This is a genomic window from Flexivirga aerilata, from assembly GCF_013002715.1.
In the GTDB taxonomy this organism is placed as follows: Bacteria; Actinomycetota; Actinomycetes; order Actinomycetales; family Dermatophilaceae; genus Flexivirga; species Flexivirga aerilata.
Genome location: NZ_JABENB010000001.1, coordinates 270,884 through 285,465, shown reverse-complemented (window position 1 = coordinate 285,465; position 14,582 = coordinate 270,884). Strand labels below are relative to the sequence as shown.

13 protein-coding genes are annotated in these 14,582 nt (G+C 70.6%); 12 read left to right on the top strand and 1 reads right to left on the bottom strand.

Annotated features, from left to right (window positions below):
* Positions 1 to 106: 106 nt before the first annotated feature.
* The 4 genes from hemC to HJ588_RS19165 all read left to right on the top strand — a co-directional run bounded on the left by hemC (position 107) and on the right by HJ588_RS19165 (position 6,727).
* Entirely contained in the window at positions 107 to 1,123 is a 1,017-nt protein-coding gene (gene hemC / locus HJ588_RS01340) for a hydroxymethylbilane synthase (protein ID WP_171151229.1), read from the top strand.
* Positions 1,120 to 2,754: a bifunctional uroporphyrinogen-III C-methyltransferase/uroporphyrinogen-III synthase gene (locus HJ588_RS01335; protein WP_343036547.1), complete on the top strand. Its 1,635-nt coding sequence runs from the start codon at positions 1,120 to 1,122 to the stop codon at positions 2,752 to 2,754. Before hemC ends, HJ588_RS01335 begins: the two co-directional genes overlap by 4 nt.
* Positions 2,751 to 3,770: a porphobilinogen synthase gene (gene hemB / locus HJ588_RS01330; RefSeq protein WP_343036546.1), complete on the top strand. Its 1,020-nt coding sequence runs from the start codon at positions 2,751 to 2,753 to the stop codon at positions 3,768 to 3,770. The genes HJ588_RS01335 and hemB overlap by 4 nt, the downstream gene beginning before the upstream one ends.
* Before the next feature lie 176 nt (positions 3,771 to 3,946).
* A complete protein-coding gene (locus HJ588_RS19165) occupies positions 3,947 to 6,727 on the top strand; it encodes a ricin-type beta-trefoil lectin domain protein (protein WP_171151227.1) in 2,781 nt (926 codons plus the stop codon).
* Positions 6,728 to 6,908: 181 nt separating this feature from the next.
* Here the strand turns inward: HJ588_RS19165 and HJ588_RS01320 are convergent, their stop codons facing one another.
* Positions 6,909 to 7,439 carry a YceI family protein gene (locus HJ588_RS01320; protein ID WP_171151225.1) on the bottom strand — a complete coding sequence of 177 codons (531 nt, stop codon included), beginning with the start codon at positions 7,437 to 7,439 and terminating at the stop codon, positions 6,909 to 6,911.
* 135 nt (positions 7,440 to 7,574) lie between these two features.
* Here HJ588_RS01320 and HJ588_RS01315 point away from each other — a divergent pair, with 135 nt between their 5' ends.
* The 8 genes from HJ588_RS01315 (at position 7,575) to HJ588_RS01280 (ending at position 14,580) form a co-directional block, all read left to right on the top strand.
* Positions 7,575 to 8,093: a MarR family winged helix-turn-helix transcriptional regulator gene (locus tag HJ588_RS01315; RefSeq protein WP_171151223.1), complete on the top strand. Its 519-nt coding sequence runs from the start codon at positions 7,575 to 7,577 to the stop codon at positions 8,091 to 8,093.
* Positions 8,094 to 8,128: 35 nt separating this feature from the next.
* A complete protein-coding gene (gene hemL, locus HJ588_RS01310; RefSeq protein WP_171151221.1) occupies positions 8,129 to 9,460 on the top strand; it encodes a glutamate-1-semialdehyde 2,1-aminomutase in 1,332 nt (443 codons plus the stop codon).
* Positions 9,461 to 9,539: 79 nt separating this feature from the next.
* Positions 9,540 to 10,199 carry a histidine phosphatase family protein gene (locus tag HJ588_RS01305; protein WP_171151219.1) on the top strand — a complete coding sequence of 220 codons (660 nt, stop codon included), beginning with the start codon at positions 9,540 to 9,542 and terminating at the stop codon, positions 10,197 to 10,199.
* On the top strand, positions 10,196 to 10,795 hold the full coding sequence (locus tag HJ588_RS01300; RefSeq protein WP_246241736.1) for a TlpA family protein disulfide reductase: 600 nt from the start codon (positions 10,196 to 10,198) through the stop codon (positions 10,793 to 10,795). The genes HJ588_RS01305 and HJ588_RS01300 overlap by 4 nt, the downstream gene beginning before the upstream one ends.
* 65 nt (positions 10,796 to 10,860) lie before the next feature.
* The gene (locus tag HJ588_RS01295; RefSeq protein WP_171151216.1) at positions 10,861 to 11,604 is read left to right on the top strand and encodes a cytochrome c biogenesis protein CcdA; all 744 of its coding nucleotides are present in this window, start codon (positions 10,861 to 10,863) and stop codon (positions 11,602 to 11,604) included.
* 13 nt (positions 11,605 to 11,617) lie between these two features.
* Entirely contained in the window at positions 11,618 to 13,315 is a 1,698-nt protein-coding gene (gene resB, locus HJ588_RS01290) for a cytochrome c biogenesis protein ResB (protein ID WP_171151214.1), read from the top strand.
* Positions 13,316 to 14,338 carry a c-type cytochrome biogenesis protein CcsB gene (gene ccsB / locus HJ588_RS01285; RefSeq protein WP_171151212.1) on the top strand — a complete coding sequence of 341 codons (1,023 nt, stop codon included), beginning with the start codon at positions 13,316 to 13,318 and terminating at the stop codon, positions 14,336 to 14,338. It begins immediately after the preceding gene.
* Positions 14,338 to 14,580, top strand: coding sequence for a DUF4229 domain-containing protein (locus HJ588_RS01280; protein WP_171151209.1), 243 nt, complete (start codon positions 14,338 to 14,340; stop codon positions 14,578 to 14,580). The genes ccsB and HJ588_RS01280 overlap by 1 nt, the downstream gene beginning before the upstream one ends.
* Positions 14,581 to 14,582 lie beyond the last annotated feature (2 nt).

The following is a 14,582-nucleotide window of genomic DNA, read 5'->3' as shown; positions in this document are numbered from 1 at the left end:
TCTTCCCCCGCTTCGCTCCGCCGGATACTTCGCGAGGACCCCGCATGAGTACCCCACGAAGTTCTTCCCCCGCTTCGCTCCGCCGGATACTTCGCGAGGACCCCGCATGAGCACCATCCGCATCGGCACCCGCCGCAGCGCACTGGCCACCACCCAGGCCGGGCAGATCGCCGACCGGCTGCGCGCGCTCGGCCACGACGTCGAGCTCGTCGAGATCGTCACCGAGGGCGACACCAACCGGGCCCCGCTGGCCCAGATGGGTGGCACCGGGGTCTTCGCCACCGCGATCCGGGAAGCGTTGCTGGCCGGGCGGATCGACCTGACCGTCCACTCGCTGAAGGACCTGCCGACCGCGCCCGCACCCGGCCTGACGATCGCCGCCATCCCGCCTCGTGAGGACCCGCGCGACGTGCTCGTCGCCCGCGACGGCCTCACCCTCGGCGAACTGCCCGAAGGCGCCAAGGTCGGCACCGGTTCACCCCGCCGGGAGGCGCAGCTCGCGGCGCTCGGCCTGGGTCTCGACATCCGCCCGATCCGGGGCAACGTCGACACCCGCGTCGGCTACGTCCGGGACGGCGCACTCGACGCGGTCGTGCTCGCCAAGGCCGGACTTTCGCGGCTCGGCCGCACCGCGGAGATCACCGAGGCCATCGACCCGGTGCAGATGCTGCCCGCACCCGGTCAGGGCGCGCTCGCCCTGGAAATACGGTCCGACGACGCGGCGTTGTACGACGTGGTTGCCGCCTTCGACGACGCCGACACGCGAGCCGCGGTCACGGCCGAACGTGCGGTGCTGGCCGCGCTCGAGGCCGGTTGCTCGGCACCACTCGGCGCGCTCGCCGAGGTGTCCGAGGAGCTCGACGGCAGCCTGGAGATTTCGTTGCGGGCCTTCGTGGGTCGCACCGATGGCACGTTCGACCTGCGCCGGTCAGTGACCGGCCCCGTCGACCGTGCCGCGCAACTCGGTGACGAACTCGCCGCGTTGCTGTTGGAAGACGGAGCGCGAGACGCGTTCGAGTCGCCGAACGGCGACCCACCGGATCCAGCGCCCGGCGGAGTCTTACCCGCGACCGCCACCGTCACCCCAATCCACCCCACCAGCGCTGCGGAGCGTGAACAGTGAGCACAAGCAAGACCACCAAGACACTTCCCCGGGTCGCGTTCGTCGGCTCCGGTCCCGGTGACCCTGCGCTGATGACCGTGCGCGCGAGCAAGCTGCTCGGCGCGGCCGATGTGGTCATCATCGACCGGATCGCCCGCGAGGAGTTCGTGGCGTCGTTCGCCCGCGAGGACGTCGAGATCGTCGACGCCGGCCACGGCGAGACCGGGCAGACGCTGACCACGGCGTCCCGTGCCAAGCTCGTCGTCCGCACCGCGAAGGCGGCCGCGAGCGCCGAGGGCGAGCGTCTCGTCGTACGCCTGATGGACGGCGACCCGGCGACCTTCAACGGCCTCGCCGAGGAAGCCATCGCCGTGCAGAAGGCCGGCATCGGCTTCGAGATCGTGCCGGGCGTCAGCGCCGTCTCGGCGGTCCCCGCGTATGCCGGGATCCCGTTGGTGGCCAACGGTTCTCGTGCCGTGCACGTCCTCTCCGCCACCGACGACAAGGCTGACTGGTCCGGCGCGGTCGCCGCCGACAGCACCGTGGTCGTGCTCGGCACCGTCGAGACCCTCCCGGCCGGCCTCGGCAAGTTGCAGGCCGCCGGCCGCGACGCGGAGACCCCGGTCGCGCTCAGCTCCGACGGCACCACGATCCGCCAGACCACCCAGGTGACCACGCTCGGCGGTGTCGCCGCGGCGCTGAAGGGGCACCCCCTCACCAGCCCGGCGCTCGCGATCGTCGGCACCGTGGTGGCACTGCGCGAGCAGCTGTCGTGGTGGGAGACCAAGCCGCTCTTCGGCTGGAACGTCCTGGTGCCGCGCACCAAGGAGCAGTCCGGCACGATGACCGACCGGCTCGCGTCATACGGCGCCTCCAACGACGTCGTGCCGACGATCAGCGTCGAGCCGCCGCGCACGCCGCAGCAGATGGAGCGTGCGATCAAGGGGCTGGTCACCGGTCGTTACGAGTGGATCGGCTTCACCTCGGCCAACGCGGTGCGCGCCGTGCGCGAGAAGTTCGTCGAATTCGGTTTGGATGCAAGGGCATTCGCCGGTCTGAAGATCGCGTCGGTCGGCGGCGTCACCGCCAACGCGCTGCGCGAGTGGGGCATCGAGCCCGACCTGGTGCCTTCCGGTGAGCAGTCCGCCAACGGCATGCTCGAGGAGTGGCCGGAGTATGACGAGGTGCTCGACCCGATCAACCGGGTCTTCCTGCCGCGCGCCGACATCGCGACCGACACGCTCGTCGCCGGTCTGCAGGAGATGGGCTGGGAGGTCGACGACGTCACGGCCTACCGGACCGTGCGGGCCGCCCCGCCGGCGCCCGAGGTGCGCGAGGCGATCAAGACCGGCAAGTTCGACGCGGTCTGCTTCACCTCCAGCTCGACCGTCCGCAACCTGGTCGGCATCGCCGGCAAGCCGCACGCGACCACGGTCGTGGCGTGCATCGGCCCGGCGACCGCGAAGACCGCGGAGGAGCACGGCCTGCGGGTCGACGTGCTGGCCGCCGAGCCGAGCGCCGAGGCACTCGTCGACGCGCTCGCCGACTACGGCCGGGGTCTCGCGCTGGCCGCGCAGGAGGCCGGTGAGCCGGTCCGCCGCCCGAGCGAGCGCAAGGCGTCCTCCCGCCGGAAGGCCAAGGCGTCGCGGTGAGCACCACCCCGGATCCGGCAATCCGCGACTGGTCCCTGGCGCCCGGCGCGATCCGTCCGCGCCGGCTGCGGCCGACGCCCGCGATGCGCCGGCTGGTCGCCGAGACCCGGCTGCACCCGGCCGAGCTGGTGCTGCCGATGTTCGTCAAGGAGGGCGCCGCCGAGCCGGTGCCGCTGCAGTCGATGCCCGGCGTCGTGCAGCACACGCTGGACTCCCTGGTCGAGGCCGCGCGTGACGCGGTCGACGCCGGAGTCGGTGGCCTGATGATCTTCGGCGTGCCGGAGCAGCGGGACGAAACCGGTTCCGGCGCAACGGATCCGGACGGCATCCTCAACGTCGCGCTCCGTCGCCTGCGCGACGAGCTCGGCGACGAGACCGTGCTGATGTCCGACCTGTGCCTGGACGAGTTCACCTCGCACGGGCACTGCGGTGTGCTCGACGAGCAGGGCCGGGTCGACAACGACGCCACCCTCGCCCGCTATGCCGACATGGCCGTCGCGCAGGCGAAGGCCGGCGCGCACATCGTCGCGCCGTCCGGGATGATGGACGGCCAGGTCGGCGTCATCCGCCGCGCGCTGGACGAGGCCGGCTACCCCGACATCGCGATCCTCGCCTACGCGGTGAAGTACGCCTCCGCGGCATACGGCCCGTTCCGTGAGGCGGTCGAGTCGACCCTGCAGGGCGACCGACGCACCTACCAGCAGGACGGCGCCAACCGGGTGGAGGCGCTGCGTGAGGTGCAACTCGACCTCGCCGAGGGCGCCGACATGGTGATGGTGAAGCCGGCGCTGCCCTATCTCGACATCGTGCGCGACGTCCGCGAGGCCGTCGACGTGCCGGTCGCCGCCTACCAGATCAGCGGCGAGATGGCGATGATCGAGGCGGCCGCCGCCAACGGCTGGATCGACCACGACGCGATGATGCTCGAGGCGCTGACCTCGATCCGCCGCGCCGGGGCGCAGATCATCCTGACCTATTACGCGGTCCAGGTCGCCCGCCTGCTGCAGGCACGCTGACCCGCGCGGGACATCCGCGGGACATCACCGCCACGGGCCACCCCGTGAAATGTGGAACGTGGCGACACGTGAAATATGGCTAATCGGTTGCGCATCGACTGGACAGTCGTCAGGCTGTAGCTCATCGCAGCCGGACAATTGTCAGGACGGCTCGTGGTTCACGCCAAGGGGACGTCATGACTGCACACCTCCACCGTCTGCGCGCGCTGCTCGTCGCCTGCGCCGCGCTCCTGCTCGCCGTGGTGCCGGCGGTCGTCATCGGCAGTCCGGCCCGTGCGGCCGGACTGGCCGCGCACGGCGACACCGGCTCCGGTACCGAGGACCCGAAGGCGCACGCCGAGCGTGACCTGGCGGGCGTGCCGATGTCCCAGATCGAGAAGAAGGCCAACCCGGCAGCCGCCCGCGCCGACCGGCCGTCGCTGCAGCGGGCCAGGGCAGGCATCGCGCCGCAGCTCGGCGGCAGCTGGGCGGCGCCGGTCGCCACCCAGGTCGTGCCGGTGTTCACCGCGCTGCTGCCCAACGGCAAGCTGCTGATGTGGGACTCGGTCGGCGACGGCGCCACCGAGTCCTACGCCGACCAGACCTCCACCCGGGTCGAGGTCTACGACCCGGCCACCGGCGCGCAGCAGCGGGTCGACCTCTCCGGGTCGAACATCTTCTGCGCCGGCTTCGTGCAGCTCGCCGACGGCACGGTGCTGGTCGCGGGCGGAAACAAGGACCAGCAGTTCAACGGCACCAACCTCACCCACGTCTTCGACTGGACCACCATGTCGTGGAAGCGCGGCCCGAACATGTCGGGGGAGCGGTGGTATCCGTCGGTCGCGGCGCTGATGGACGACGACGCGATCATCATCGGCGGCGGGGCGAGCGCCGTCGACGTGCGCGAGCCGAACGGCACCCTCCGCACCCTCGCGTTCCAGCGGCCGACGTCGCGGCTCTACCCCTTCATCCAGGGCCAGCCCGACGGCCGGGTGCTGTCGGTCGGCCCCGAGCCGGAGCTGCTGCGCTACACCTGGCAGGGCGGTGGCTCGGTGACGCAGCTGGCCAACCGCGACGGCCTCACCCGCGACTACGCCGGCTACGCGCAATACCGGCCCGGCCTGACCCTGGTCGCCGGCGGCGGCACCCCGGTGGCCTCCACCGCGATCGTCGACACCCGGGGCGCCACCCCCATGGTGCGGCCGGCCGCACCGATGTCGGTGCCGCGCCGCCAGCACAATCTGACGATCCTGCCGGACGGCTCGTTGCTCGCGACCGGTGGTCAGACCACCTGGGGCACGCAGGGGCTGCTCGACCTCAACAACCCCGCGCTCAAGCCCGAGCGCTGGGACCCGGACACCAACACCTGGACGTCCTACGAGCCGGCTGCGATCAAGCGGTTCTACCACTCGACCGCGCTGCTGCTGCCCGACGGCCGCATCTTCACCGGCGGAGGAGGCATCTGCGGCGCATGCGTGAGCGCCGGCTATCTGGCCAAGAACCTCGAGATCTTCACGCCGCCCTACCTCTACAAGAAGGACGGCACCGGGCTCGCGCCGCGCCCGGTGCTGACCGGCACACCCGCCCAGGTGCAGGTCGACTCGGCGTTCACCGTCACCTCCCCGCAGGCGGCCGACATCGCCAAGATCGGGATGATCCGGCTCGGCGCACCGACCCACAGCGAGGACCAGGGGCAGCGCTACATCGCCTTGAAGTACACCGTCAGTGGCACCTCGATCACGGTCCACACACCGCCGAACACCGCGCAGGCGCCCGGCGGCTACTACATGCTCTTCGCGGTCGACAAGAACGGCGTGCCCAACGTCGCACCGATCGTCAAGGTGGTCCGGCCGACGGCGGGCGCGGCGCGGGTCGCGTCCGCGCGCACCGGCGGCTCCCCAGTGCTGGCGTATGCCGACGCGGCCTTCGCCACGCAGCCGCAGGCGATGGAGGCCGGTGTCTGGGACGCCGCCGACGGCGGCCTGAGCGGCATCGACGGCGCCGGGCAGCTGAGCGGCATCGACGTCGCGAACGGCTGGCAGGTGCGGCTGTGCAGCGGCCCCGGCCTCACCGGCACGTGCCAGATGTATGGCGCAGGCGTCCGCGTGGTGACCAGCTTCGACAACCGCACCGCGTCGCTGCAGATCACGCCCGCGGCCACCGATCCGGGTGGACCGGATCCGGTCGTCACGATGCCTTCGGGCCCCAATCAGGTTGTCAGCGCACAGGATCCGAGCACCTGTCTCACGGCGTCGTCCCTCGCAAACGGGGTGCCGGTGTCGTCGCGCACGTGCGGCAGCAGCGGCCGGGAGCAGGTCTGGCAGTACACCAACGGGGTGGTGTCACCGACGGCCAATCCCGCCTTGTGCCTGGATGTCAACGGCAGCGGCACCGCCAACGGCACCACGGTGCAGGTGTGGGGCTGCAACGGCACCGGCGCCCAGGTCTGGACCATCCAGCCGGACCGCACGCTGCGCAACCCGCAGTCCGGCAAATGTCTCGACTGGCCCGGCGGTCGGCCCGCCGGCACCCAACTGATCATCTGGACCTGCGGATCGCAGAACAACCAGAAGTGGACCTGGCGCAGCGCGCAGTTGCCCAAGCTGCCGCCGGCGACGCAGTACGTCAGCGCGGCCAACGGCCAGTGCCTCACATCGTCGCTCGTCACCGCGGGGTGCGACCCGAACGCGGCCACCCAGCGCTGGGAGGCGTCCGGTGGGGCGATCAAGCTGGCCGGCACCAGCACCTGCCTGCAGGTGAACAAGGCGCGCATGTGGCTCTGGACCAACTACAGCCTGGTCACCGCCGGCTGCAACGGCTCCGTCGCCCAGCAGTTCGCGTATGACGCCGCGCAGCGCCTCGCCAGCAGCATCGACGGCCGGTGCGTGCAGGTGAACGGGCAGACGGTCAACGTCGCGGTCTGCAGCACCACGACCGGGCAGCGGTGGACGCCGCGCGCGATGGGATTGTTCCGGTAGACGGGGCCGGCCGGGCCGGCGAAAAAGCCGCCGGGCCGGCGAAAAAAGCCGCCGGAAGACAACACGAGCGGGACCTGAACACTCGGGGGTATGCGCAGGTCCCGCTCGCGGGTCGGTTGCCGAGATTACGGCACGGTCACGGAGAGCACAACATCGCGTGTCCTCCTGGCCGCTGGGAGGGTCAGGCCTTCACGAACTCCAGCTCGAGGATGATCTTCACCTTGTCGCCGACGACGGCGCCGCCGCCCTCGAGCGGCATGTCGATCGTGACGCCGAACTCCTTGCGGTTGATCTCGGTGGTCGCCTCGAAGCCCGCGCGGGTGCCGCCCCACGGGTCGCCGCCGACGCCGCCGAAGTCGACCTCGAAGCTCACCGGGTGGGTGACGCCCTTGATGGTGAGGTCACCGGTCAGGGTCGAGGAGGTGATGCCCGTGGACTTGAAGGTCATCGTCGGGAACTTGTCGACCTCGAAGAAGTCGTTGGTGCGCAGGTGGTTGTCGCGGTCGGCGACGCCGGTGTTGATCGAGGCCATCTGCACGGTCGCCTCGACGCTCGACTCCTCCAGGCTCTCGCCGACGGTCAGGGTCGAGGTGAAGTCCTCGAACTTGCCGCGCACCTTGCTCACCATGAGGTGGCGGACGCTGAAGCCGACCTGGCTGTGGGCCGGGTCGACGTTCCAGGTGCCGGGGGTGAGGTTCTGCAGCGTGGTCATGGCGCTCCTTGTCAAAAAGGTCATCGGTTGATGCTGTTCGTGGGTGGCCGCTCGACGCGACCGCACGACACAACTTCATTGATATTTCAATTATTCCCCATTCGGCGGCTGATCGCCACTTATGCTTGAGGGGTCATGCCTGCCGCATCCGAGCCTGCCCTACCGCCGCCGTCCTCCGGGCGTGAGACCGGTGGCGATTTCGCCTGGCTCACCGACGACGAGCAGAAGTCGTGGCGCGCCTACCTGCGGGCCAGTCGCGCGCTCGAGCTGACCCTCGACACCGAGCTGCAACAGGCCGGGATGTCGCTCGCCGAGTACGAACTGTTGTCGATGCTGTCCGAGGCCGACGCCCACTCGATGCGGATGAGCCAGCTCGCCGACCTCGTCATCCAGTCCCGCAGCCGCGTCACGCACACCGCGACCCGGCTCGAGCGTCGCGGCTGGGTGCAGCGGCGCCCGGCGCCCCACGACGGCCGGGGCATCGAACTCGTCCTGACCCCAGCGGGTTTGGAGGCGGTCGAGGCGGCGGCGTTGATCCACGTGCAAGGTGTGCAGGACCATCTGGTGCGGCAACTCGACCCGATGCTCTTCCACGCTCTCGGCGTCGCGATGACGCGGGTGCGAGAGCACCTCAACGGCCACTACAGGCCGTAGGAGAAGGCGCTCCGGCCGCCTGCGAAACTAGAGGTATGACGCAGGCATCACCCTCCGACACCTCCACCGAGACCACCGGCTCCGCCGCGCTGCTCGAGCGCGCCCGCGCGGTGACCCCGGGTGGCGTCAACTCCCCGGTCCGGGCCTTCCGTGCCGTCGGCGGCACGCCGCGCTTCATCGCCTCGGCGCAGGGCCCCTGGCTGACCGACGTCGACGGCAACCGCTACGTCGACCTGATCTGCTCGTGGGGCCCGATGATCCTCGGCCACGCGCACCCCGCGGTCATGGACGCCGTGCAGCAGGCTGCCGCGCGCGGGTTCAGCTTCGGCACGCCGAGTGAGAACGAGGTCGCGCTCGCCGAGGAGATCGTCCGCCGCGTCGACCCGGTCGAGCAGGTGCGGCTGGTGAGCAGCGGCACCGAGGCCACCATGTCCGCACTGCGGCTCGCGCGCGGCGCGACCGGCCGCAGCAAGGTGGTCAAGTTCGCCGGCTGCTACCACGGGCACGTCGACCCGCTGCTGGCCGCGGCCGGGTCGGGCGTGGCCACGTTCGCGCTGCCGGACTCCGCCGGGGTGCCCGCCTCGAGCGCGCACGAGACGATCGTGCTGCCCTACAACGACGTCGCCGCCGTGGAGGCCGCCTTCGCCGAGCACGGCGACGAGATCGCCTGCGTGATCACCGAGGCGTCCCCGGGCAACATGGGCGTGGTGCCGCCCGCCGAGGGCTTCACGAGCGCGCTGCGCAGGATCACCCGGGAGCACGGGGCGCTGCTGATCACCGACGAGGTGATGACCGGGTTCCGCTGCTCGCCGGCCGGCTGGTACGGCCTGGAGGGCGAGCCGGACGGCGGCGCCCCGGACCTGTTCACCTTCGGCAAGGTCATGGGCGGCGGCTTCCCGGCGGCGGCCTTCGGCGGCCGGGCCGACCTGATGGCCCGCCTCGCACCGGACGGCCCGGTCTACCAGGCCGGCACGCTCGCCGGTAACCCGATCGCCACCGCCGCGGGGCTTGCCACGCTGCAGCACTGCACGCCCGAGGTCTACGACCGCCTCGACGTCGTCGCCCACACCATCGCCGACGCCGCGTCGGTCGCGCTGGCGCAGGCGGGTGTGCCGCACACCGTGCAGTGGGCGGGCTCGATGTTCTCGGTGTTCTTCACCGGCGACGAGGTGCGCGACTACGACGGCGCCAAGGCGCAGGACACCGCCGCTTACGGCCGGTTCTTCCACTCGATGCTCGACCAGGGCGTGCACCTGCCGCCGAGTGCGTTCGAGGCCTGGTTCGTCAGCGCGTCGCACGACGACGACGCGATCGGCCACGTGCTGCAGGCGCTGCCCGCCGCCGCCCGGGCGGCCGCCGCCGGCTGAGCGGGCACCCCGAGAGACGACACAGACTGAAATGCGACACTCCGCCAATGCGCAAGGACTCCGTGCCGGTGATGCGGGCATGACCACCACCGTCGTGCACCTCGTGCGACACGGCGAGGTCGACAATCCCGGCGGCGTCCTCTACGGGCGCATGCCGGGCTTCCACCTGTCCGCACTGGGCCGCCAGATGGCGCAGCGCGTCGCGTCATACCTGCAGGACGAGGACGTGACCTATCTGGTGTCCTCGCCGCTGGAGCGCGCGCAGGAGACGATGGAGCCGCTCGCCGAGGCGCTGCGGCAGTCGGTCACCGTCGACGAGCGCGTCATCGAGGCCGGCAACGACTTCGAGGGCCTCACGGTCGGCAAACACCCCAAACAGCTTCTGAAACCACGCTTCTGGGGCAAACTCACCAACCCGCTCAAGCCCAGCTGGGGCGAGCCCTACGCCGAGATCGCGGCCCGTATGTCGGCAGCCGTCGCCGACGCGCGCGCCGCGGCGAGGGGACACCAGGCGGTCGTCGTCAGCCACCAGCTGCCGGTGTGGATCGCCCGTCAGCACTTCGAGGGCAAGCGCCTGTGGCACGACCCGCGGCGCCGCCAGTGCACGCTCGCGTCCGTGACCAGCCTGCGCTTCGAGGGTGACTCCTTCGCCGGCGTCGACTACCACGAGCCGGCCCGCGACTTGCTGCCCAAGGCCACCGAGGCCGCCGGATCGGCGACCGGAAGGAAGTCAGCATGATGTCCCGTCGCGCCGTCGTCGGCGGCGCCCTCGCACTCACCGCCGCTCTCGGGCTGAGCGCGTGCGGCTCCGGCGGCGACAGCTCGATCGCCAAGCAGGCCAAGGCCGGCGACGACAAGAACTACATCTCCGGCGACGGCGGCATCGAGCAGCTCGCGCCCGACAAGCGCGGCAAGCCGGTGCAGCTGTCCGGCAAGCTGCTCGACGGCACACCGTGGTCGTCGGGCAAGGACGCGGCCGGCAAGATCGTCGTGATCAACGTCTGGGGTTCCTGGTGCCCGCCGTGCAAGGAGGAGATGCCCGCGTTGCAGAAGGCGTGGGAGTCCTTCCAGCCCAAGGGCAATGTCGTGATGATCGGCGTGGACCGGCAGGAGAGCCCGGAGACGGGCGCGGCCTACCTCAAGACCGCCGGGGTCACCTATCCGTCGCTGCAGGACGACGGGGGAGCGGCGCTGGTGGCGTTGCAGGGCAAGGCGACCGCAACCCCGTCGACGCTCGTGCTCGACACCCAGCACCGCATCGCCGCGCGTGTCAGCGGCCCCACCACCACGACCACCCTGACCGGCCTGGTCCAGGACGTCGTGAGCAAGGGCTGACGCATGCCCCACGAAGCTCGCTTCCCCCGCTGCGCTCCTCCGCGATACTTCCCGGAGGCCCCGCAGTGACAGCTGACGCAGCCCAGACGGTCGCCTCCGGCAGCCTCCCGATCGCAGTCGCGCTCGCGGTGGTCGCCGGAGTCGTCTCGTTCGCGTCGCCGTGCGTATTGCCTTTGGTGCCAGGCTTTCTCGGCTATGTCACCGGACTGACCGACGAGCGCCGCCGCACCCGGTTGGTGACCGGTGCGTTCCTGTTCGTGGTCGGCTTCTCGGTCGTGCTGGTGAGCGTCGCCGCGGCATACAGCTGGGTGACCAACCTGCGCTACCTGCACCAGGACGCGATGATCCGCATCAGCGGCGTCATCGTCGTCCTGCTCGCGCTGGTCTACCTCGGCTTCATCGGGCAGCGCGGCATCCCGGTGCGGTGGCGTCCGTCGGCCGGGCTGCTCGGGGCGCCCCTGCTCGGCGCGGTCTTCGGGCTGAGCGCGAGCCCCTGCGTCGGCCCGGTGTATGGCGCAATCCTCAACCTTGCCAACCCGATCGGGCAGGGCAGCGCGAGCCGCGGCGTCGTGCTGGCGGCGTTCTACTGCCTCGGGCTCGGCCTCCCCTTCCTGCTCATCGCGGCAGGCTGGTCGCGCGCGGAGAAGGCGTCCCGGTGGCTGCGCGACCACCACCGCCCGATCCAACTGGTCGGCGGTGCCCTCATGCTGGCGGTCGGGGTCGTGATGATCTCCGGCCAGTGGCTGGACCTCATCACCTGGGTGCAGACCCGACTGACCGGCTCCGAGAATTTCGTACCGGTGATCTGAGCTGATCTGAGCTATGTCGACCGAAACCGAGAAGGACTCCACCGCGGCCGCGGGGCGTGAAAGGCCCGCCAATAAGGGCGGATCCGCGCGTCCGACGCCCACCAACCAGCCGAAGCTCGGCCTGCTCGGCACGCTGCGCTGGCTCTGGCGGCAGCTGACCTCGATGCGGACCGCGCTCTTCCTCCTGCTGCTGCTCGCGGTGGCCGCGGTGCCGGGTTCGATCTTCCCGCAGCGCAGCATCGACGCGCCGCGCGTGACGACCTACCTGCAGGACCACAAGACCGTCGGGCCGTGGCTGGACCGGCTGAGCATGTTCGACGTCTACAGCGCGCCGTGGTTCGCGGCGATCTACCTGCTGCTGCTGGTCTCGATCATCGGCTGTGTGGTGCCGCGCATCGGCGTGCACCTCAAGGCGCTGCGTTCGCCGCTGCCCCGGGTGCCGCGCCGCCTCGGCCGACTGCCCGCGTCGGCCGAACGCGTCTCTGCCGCAACGCCTTCCGACGTCGTCGAGGCGACCAGGGCGGTCCTGCGGCGCAAGGGTTACCGGGTGCGCGTCGACGAGCCGGCCGACGGCACCCAGGCGATCGTCGCCGAGGGCGGGCGGCTGCGGGAGACCGGCAACCTGCTCTTCCACACCTGCCTGATCGTCGTCGTGCTCGCGGTCGCCGCCGACCACCTGATGGGCTGGCGCGGCGACGTGATCGTGCCGGAGGGCGGGCAGCCGTTCGTCAGCACGGCCGGCGCCTACAACACCCTCAACCTCGGCCCGTGGGTCAACTCGAGCGACATCAAGCCGTGGAGCCTCGACGTCAAGAGCCTCGACGTGACCTTCGAGCGCAACGTCTCACCGGACTCCCCGCAGTACGGCCAGCCGCGTGACTTCGTGGCGTCCGTGACCACCCAGGACCCGCTCGGCAGCAAGCCGGTCAACCAGACCCTCGCGGTCAACGGCGCGGTCAACCTCGGCGGCACCTCGGTCTACCTGCTCGGCAACGGCTACGCGCCGATGGTCACCGTGCGCGACCCGAAGGGCAAGGTGCTCTACCACCAGGCGACGCCGTTCCTCTCCCAGGGCAACACCTACAAGTCGGTCGGCGCGATCAAGGTGCCGGCCGCCTCCCCGAAGGAGCTCGGCTTCTTCGGGATGTTCCTGCCGACGGCGGCCTTCGACGAGAAGCAGGGACCGATCTCGACCTTCCCGGCCCCGGACAAGCCGGCGCTGGTGCTCGGCGCCTACCAGGGCGACCTCTTCCCCGACTCGCTGCCGCAGTCGGTCTACACACTCAACACCCGCAAGATGACGCAGGTGATGAACGGCAGTCAGCCGTGGAGGGCGGTCGTGTATGCCGGGCAGAGCGCCACGCTGCCCGACGGCACCACGATCAGCCTCGACAAGCAGATCCCGCGCTGGGCCGGGCTCTCCGCGCGCTACGACCCCGGCAAGACGACCGCGCTGGTCGCCGCGCTCATCGGCCTGGCCGGCCTCATCATGTCGATGACGCTGCGTCGCCGGCGGATCTTCGTCAAGGTCGGCACCGAGCCCGACGACGACGCGGCACCGGGCTCCACCGGCTCGCCGCGTACCCTGATCACCGCGGGCGCACTCGCCAAGGGCGAGGACCCACGCCTGCAGGTCGCGCTCGACTCCCTGCTCGAAGGAGTCGGACAGCGGCTGGCAAGTCCCCCGACCACGAGGCAGGCAGGCTCGTAAATGAACTCCCTCACCAGCGATCTCTCGCTCGGCGGGCACGCCACCAACATCGGCCTGGCCAACACGTCGAACAACTTCCTCTACGCCTCGGCCGTCGTGCTGGCGCTGGCGATGCTCGCCTTCGCCGCCGACCTCGCCGGACACCCGGCCCGCGCCGAACGCGCCGCGGCCCGCCGGGCGAAGGCGGCCGAGGGCGTGGCGGCAGCCGGTGGCGACGGTGGCGGCACGGCGCTGCTGGAGCGCACCACCGCGCCGGTCGCGGACGTGCCGCCGGAGAAGCGTCAGTGGGCCGGCATCGGCCTGTCGCTCAGCTGGCTGGGTGCGCTGCTGCTCGGCGCCTGCGTCGTGCTGCGCGCGGTCTCGGTCGGCCGGCCGCCGCTGGGCAACATGTACGAGTTCTCCATCGTCGGCTCGTTCTTCGTCATCACGGCCTACCTGATCTGGAGTCTGCGCCGCGACGTGCGCTCGCTCGGCATCTTCGTGGTCGGCCCGACCCTGCTGACCGAGATGCTCGCCGCGCTCGTCTTCTACACCGCCGCCAGCCAGCTGCTGCCGTCGCTGAAGAACTACTGGCTGACCATCCATGTGACGGTCGCGATCCTGTCGGTCGCCTTCTTCACCATCGCCTTCTCCACCACGATCCTGTTCTTCGTGCAGAAGTGGCGCGAGGACATCGGCGACACCAAGTACAAGTTCATGGACGCGGTGCCCGACTCGGCGACGATGGACCGCACGACCTACGGGCTGCTGATCATCGCCTTCCCGCTCTGGACGTTCACCCTCATCGCGGGCGCGATCTGGGCGCAGATCGCCTGGGGGCACTACTGGAGCTGGGACCCCAAGGAGGTCTGGACGCTCGTCATCTGGGTCGTCTACGCGGCCTACCTGCACGCACGCGCGACGGCCGGGTGGAGCGGCAAGAAGGCCGCCTACATCTCGGTCGCCGGCTTCGTCTGCGTCATCTTCAACTTCACCGTGGTCAACATGTTCATCGTGGGCATGCACTCCTACTCAGGTATGTGATGGTTCGTTACTCGATCATGCGGCTGCTGATCTTCTTCGCGGTCGTGCTGGTGCTGTATGCCGTGTCGCTGCGCGGCTGGCCGCTGCTCATCCTCGCCGCGCTGGTCTCGCTGGTGGTGTCCTTCTTCGTGCTGCGCGGACCGCGGGAGCAGTTCGCCAGCCAGCTGGAGCGCAAGGTCGCCGAGCGGCAGAAGCGCGCCGAGACCTATCGCAGCGCCGAGGACGACGACCTCGACGACTGAGG

What these genes read in the sequence shown, in the direction of transcription:
- HJ588_RS01315 (WP_171151223.1), top strand. Translation starts at nt 7,575, where the DNA reads ATGCCTGCCGCATCCGAGCCTGCCCTACCGCCGCCGTCCTCCGGGCGT.
- HJ588_RS19165 (WP_171151227.1), top strand. Translation starts at nt 3,947, where the DNA reads ATGACTGCACACCTCCACCGTCTGCGCGCGCTGCTCGTCGCCTGCGCC.
- HJ588_RS01305 (WP_171151219.1), top strand. Translation starts at nt 9,540, where the DNA reads ATGACCACCACCGTCGTGCACCTCGTGCGACACGGCGAGGTCGACAAT.
- hemC (WP_171151229.1), top strand. Translation starts at nt 107, where the DNA reads ATGAGCACCATCCGCATCGGCACCCGCCGCAGCGCACTGGCCACCACC.
- ccsB (WP_171151212.1), top strand. Translation starts at nt 13,316, where the DNA reads ATGAACTCCCTCACCAGCGATCTCTCGCTCGGCGGGCACGCCACCAAC.
- hemL (WP_171151221.1), top strand. Translation starts at nt 8,129, where the DNA reads ATGACGCAGGCATCACCCTCCGACACCTCCACCGAGACCACCGGCTCC.
- HJ588_RS01280 (WP_171151209.1), top strand. Translation starts at nt 14,338, where the DNA reads ATGGTTCGTTACTCGATCATGCGGCTGCTGATCTTCTTCGCGGTCGTG.
- HJ588_RS01320 (WP_171151225.1), bottom strand. Translation starts at nt 7,439, where the DNA reads ATGACCACGCTGCAGAACCTCACCCCCGGCACCTGGAACGTCGACCCG.
- HJ588_RS01300 (WP_246241736.1), top strand. Translation starts at nt 10,196, where the DNA reads ATGATGTCCCGTCGCGCCGTCGTCGGCGGCGCCCTCGCACTCACCGCC.
- resB (WP_171151214.1), top strand. Translation starts at nt 11,618, where the DNA reads ATGTCGACCGAAACCGAGAAGGACTCCACCGCGGCCGCGGGGCGTGAA.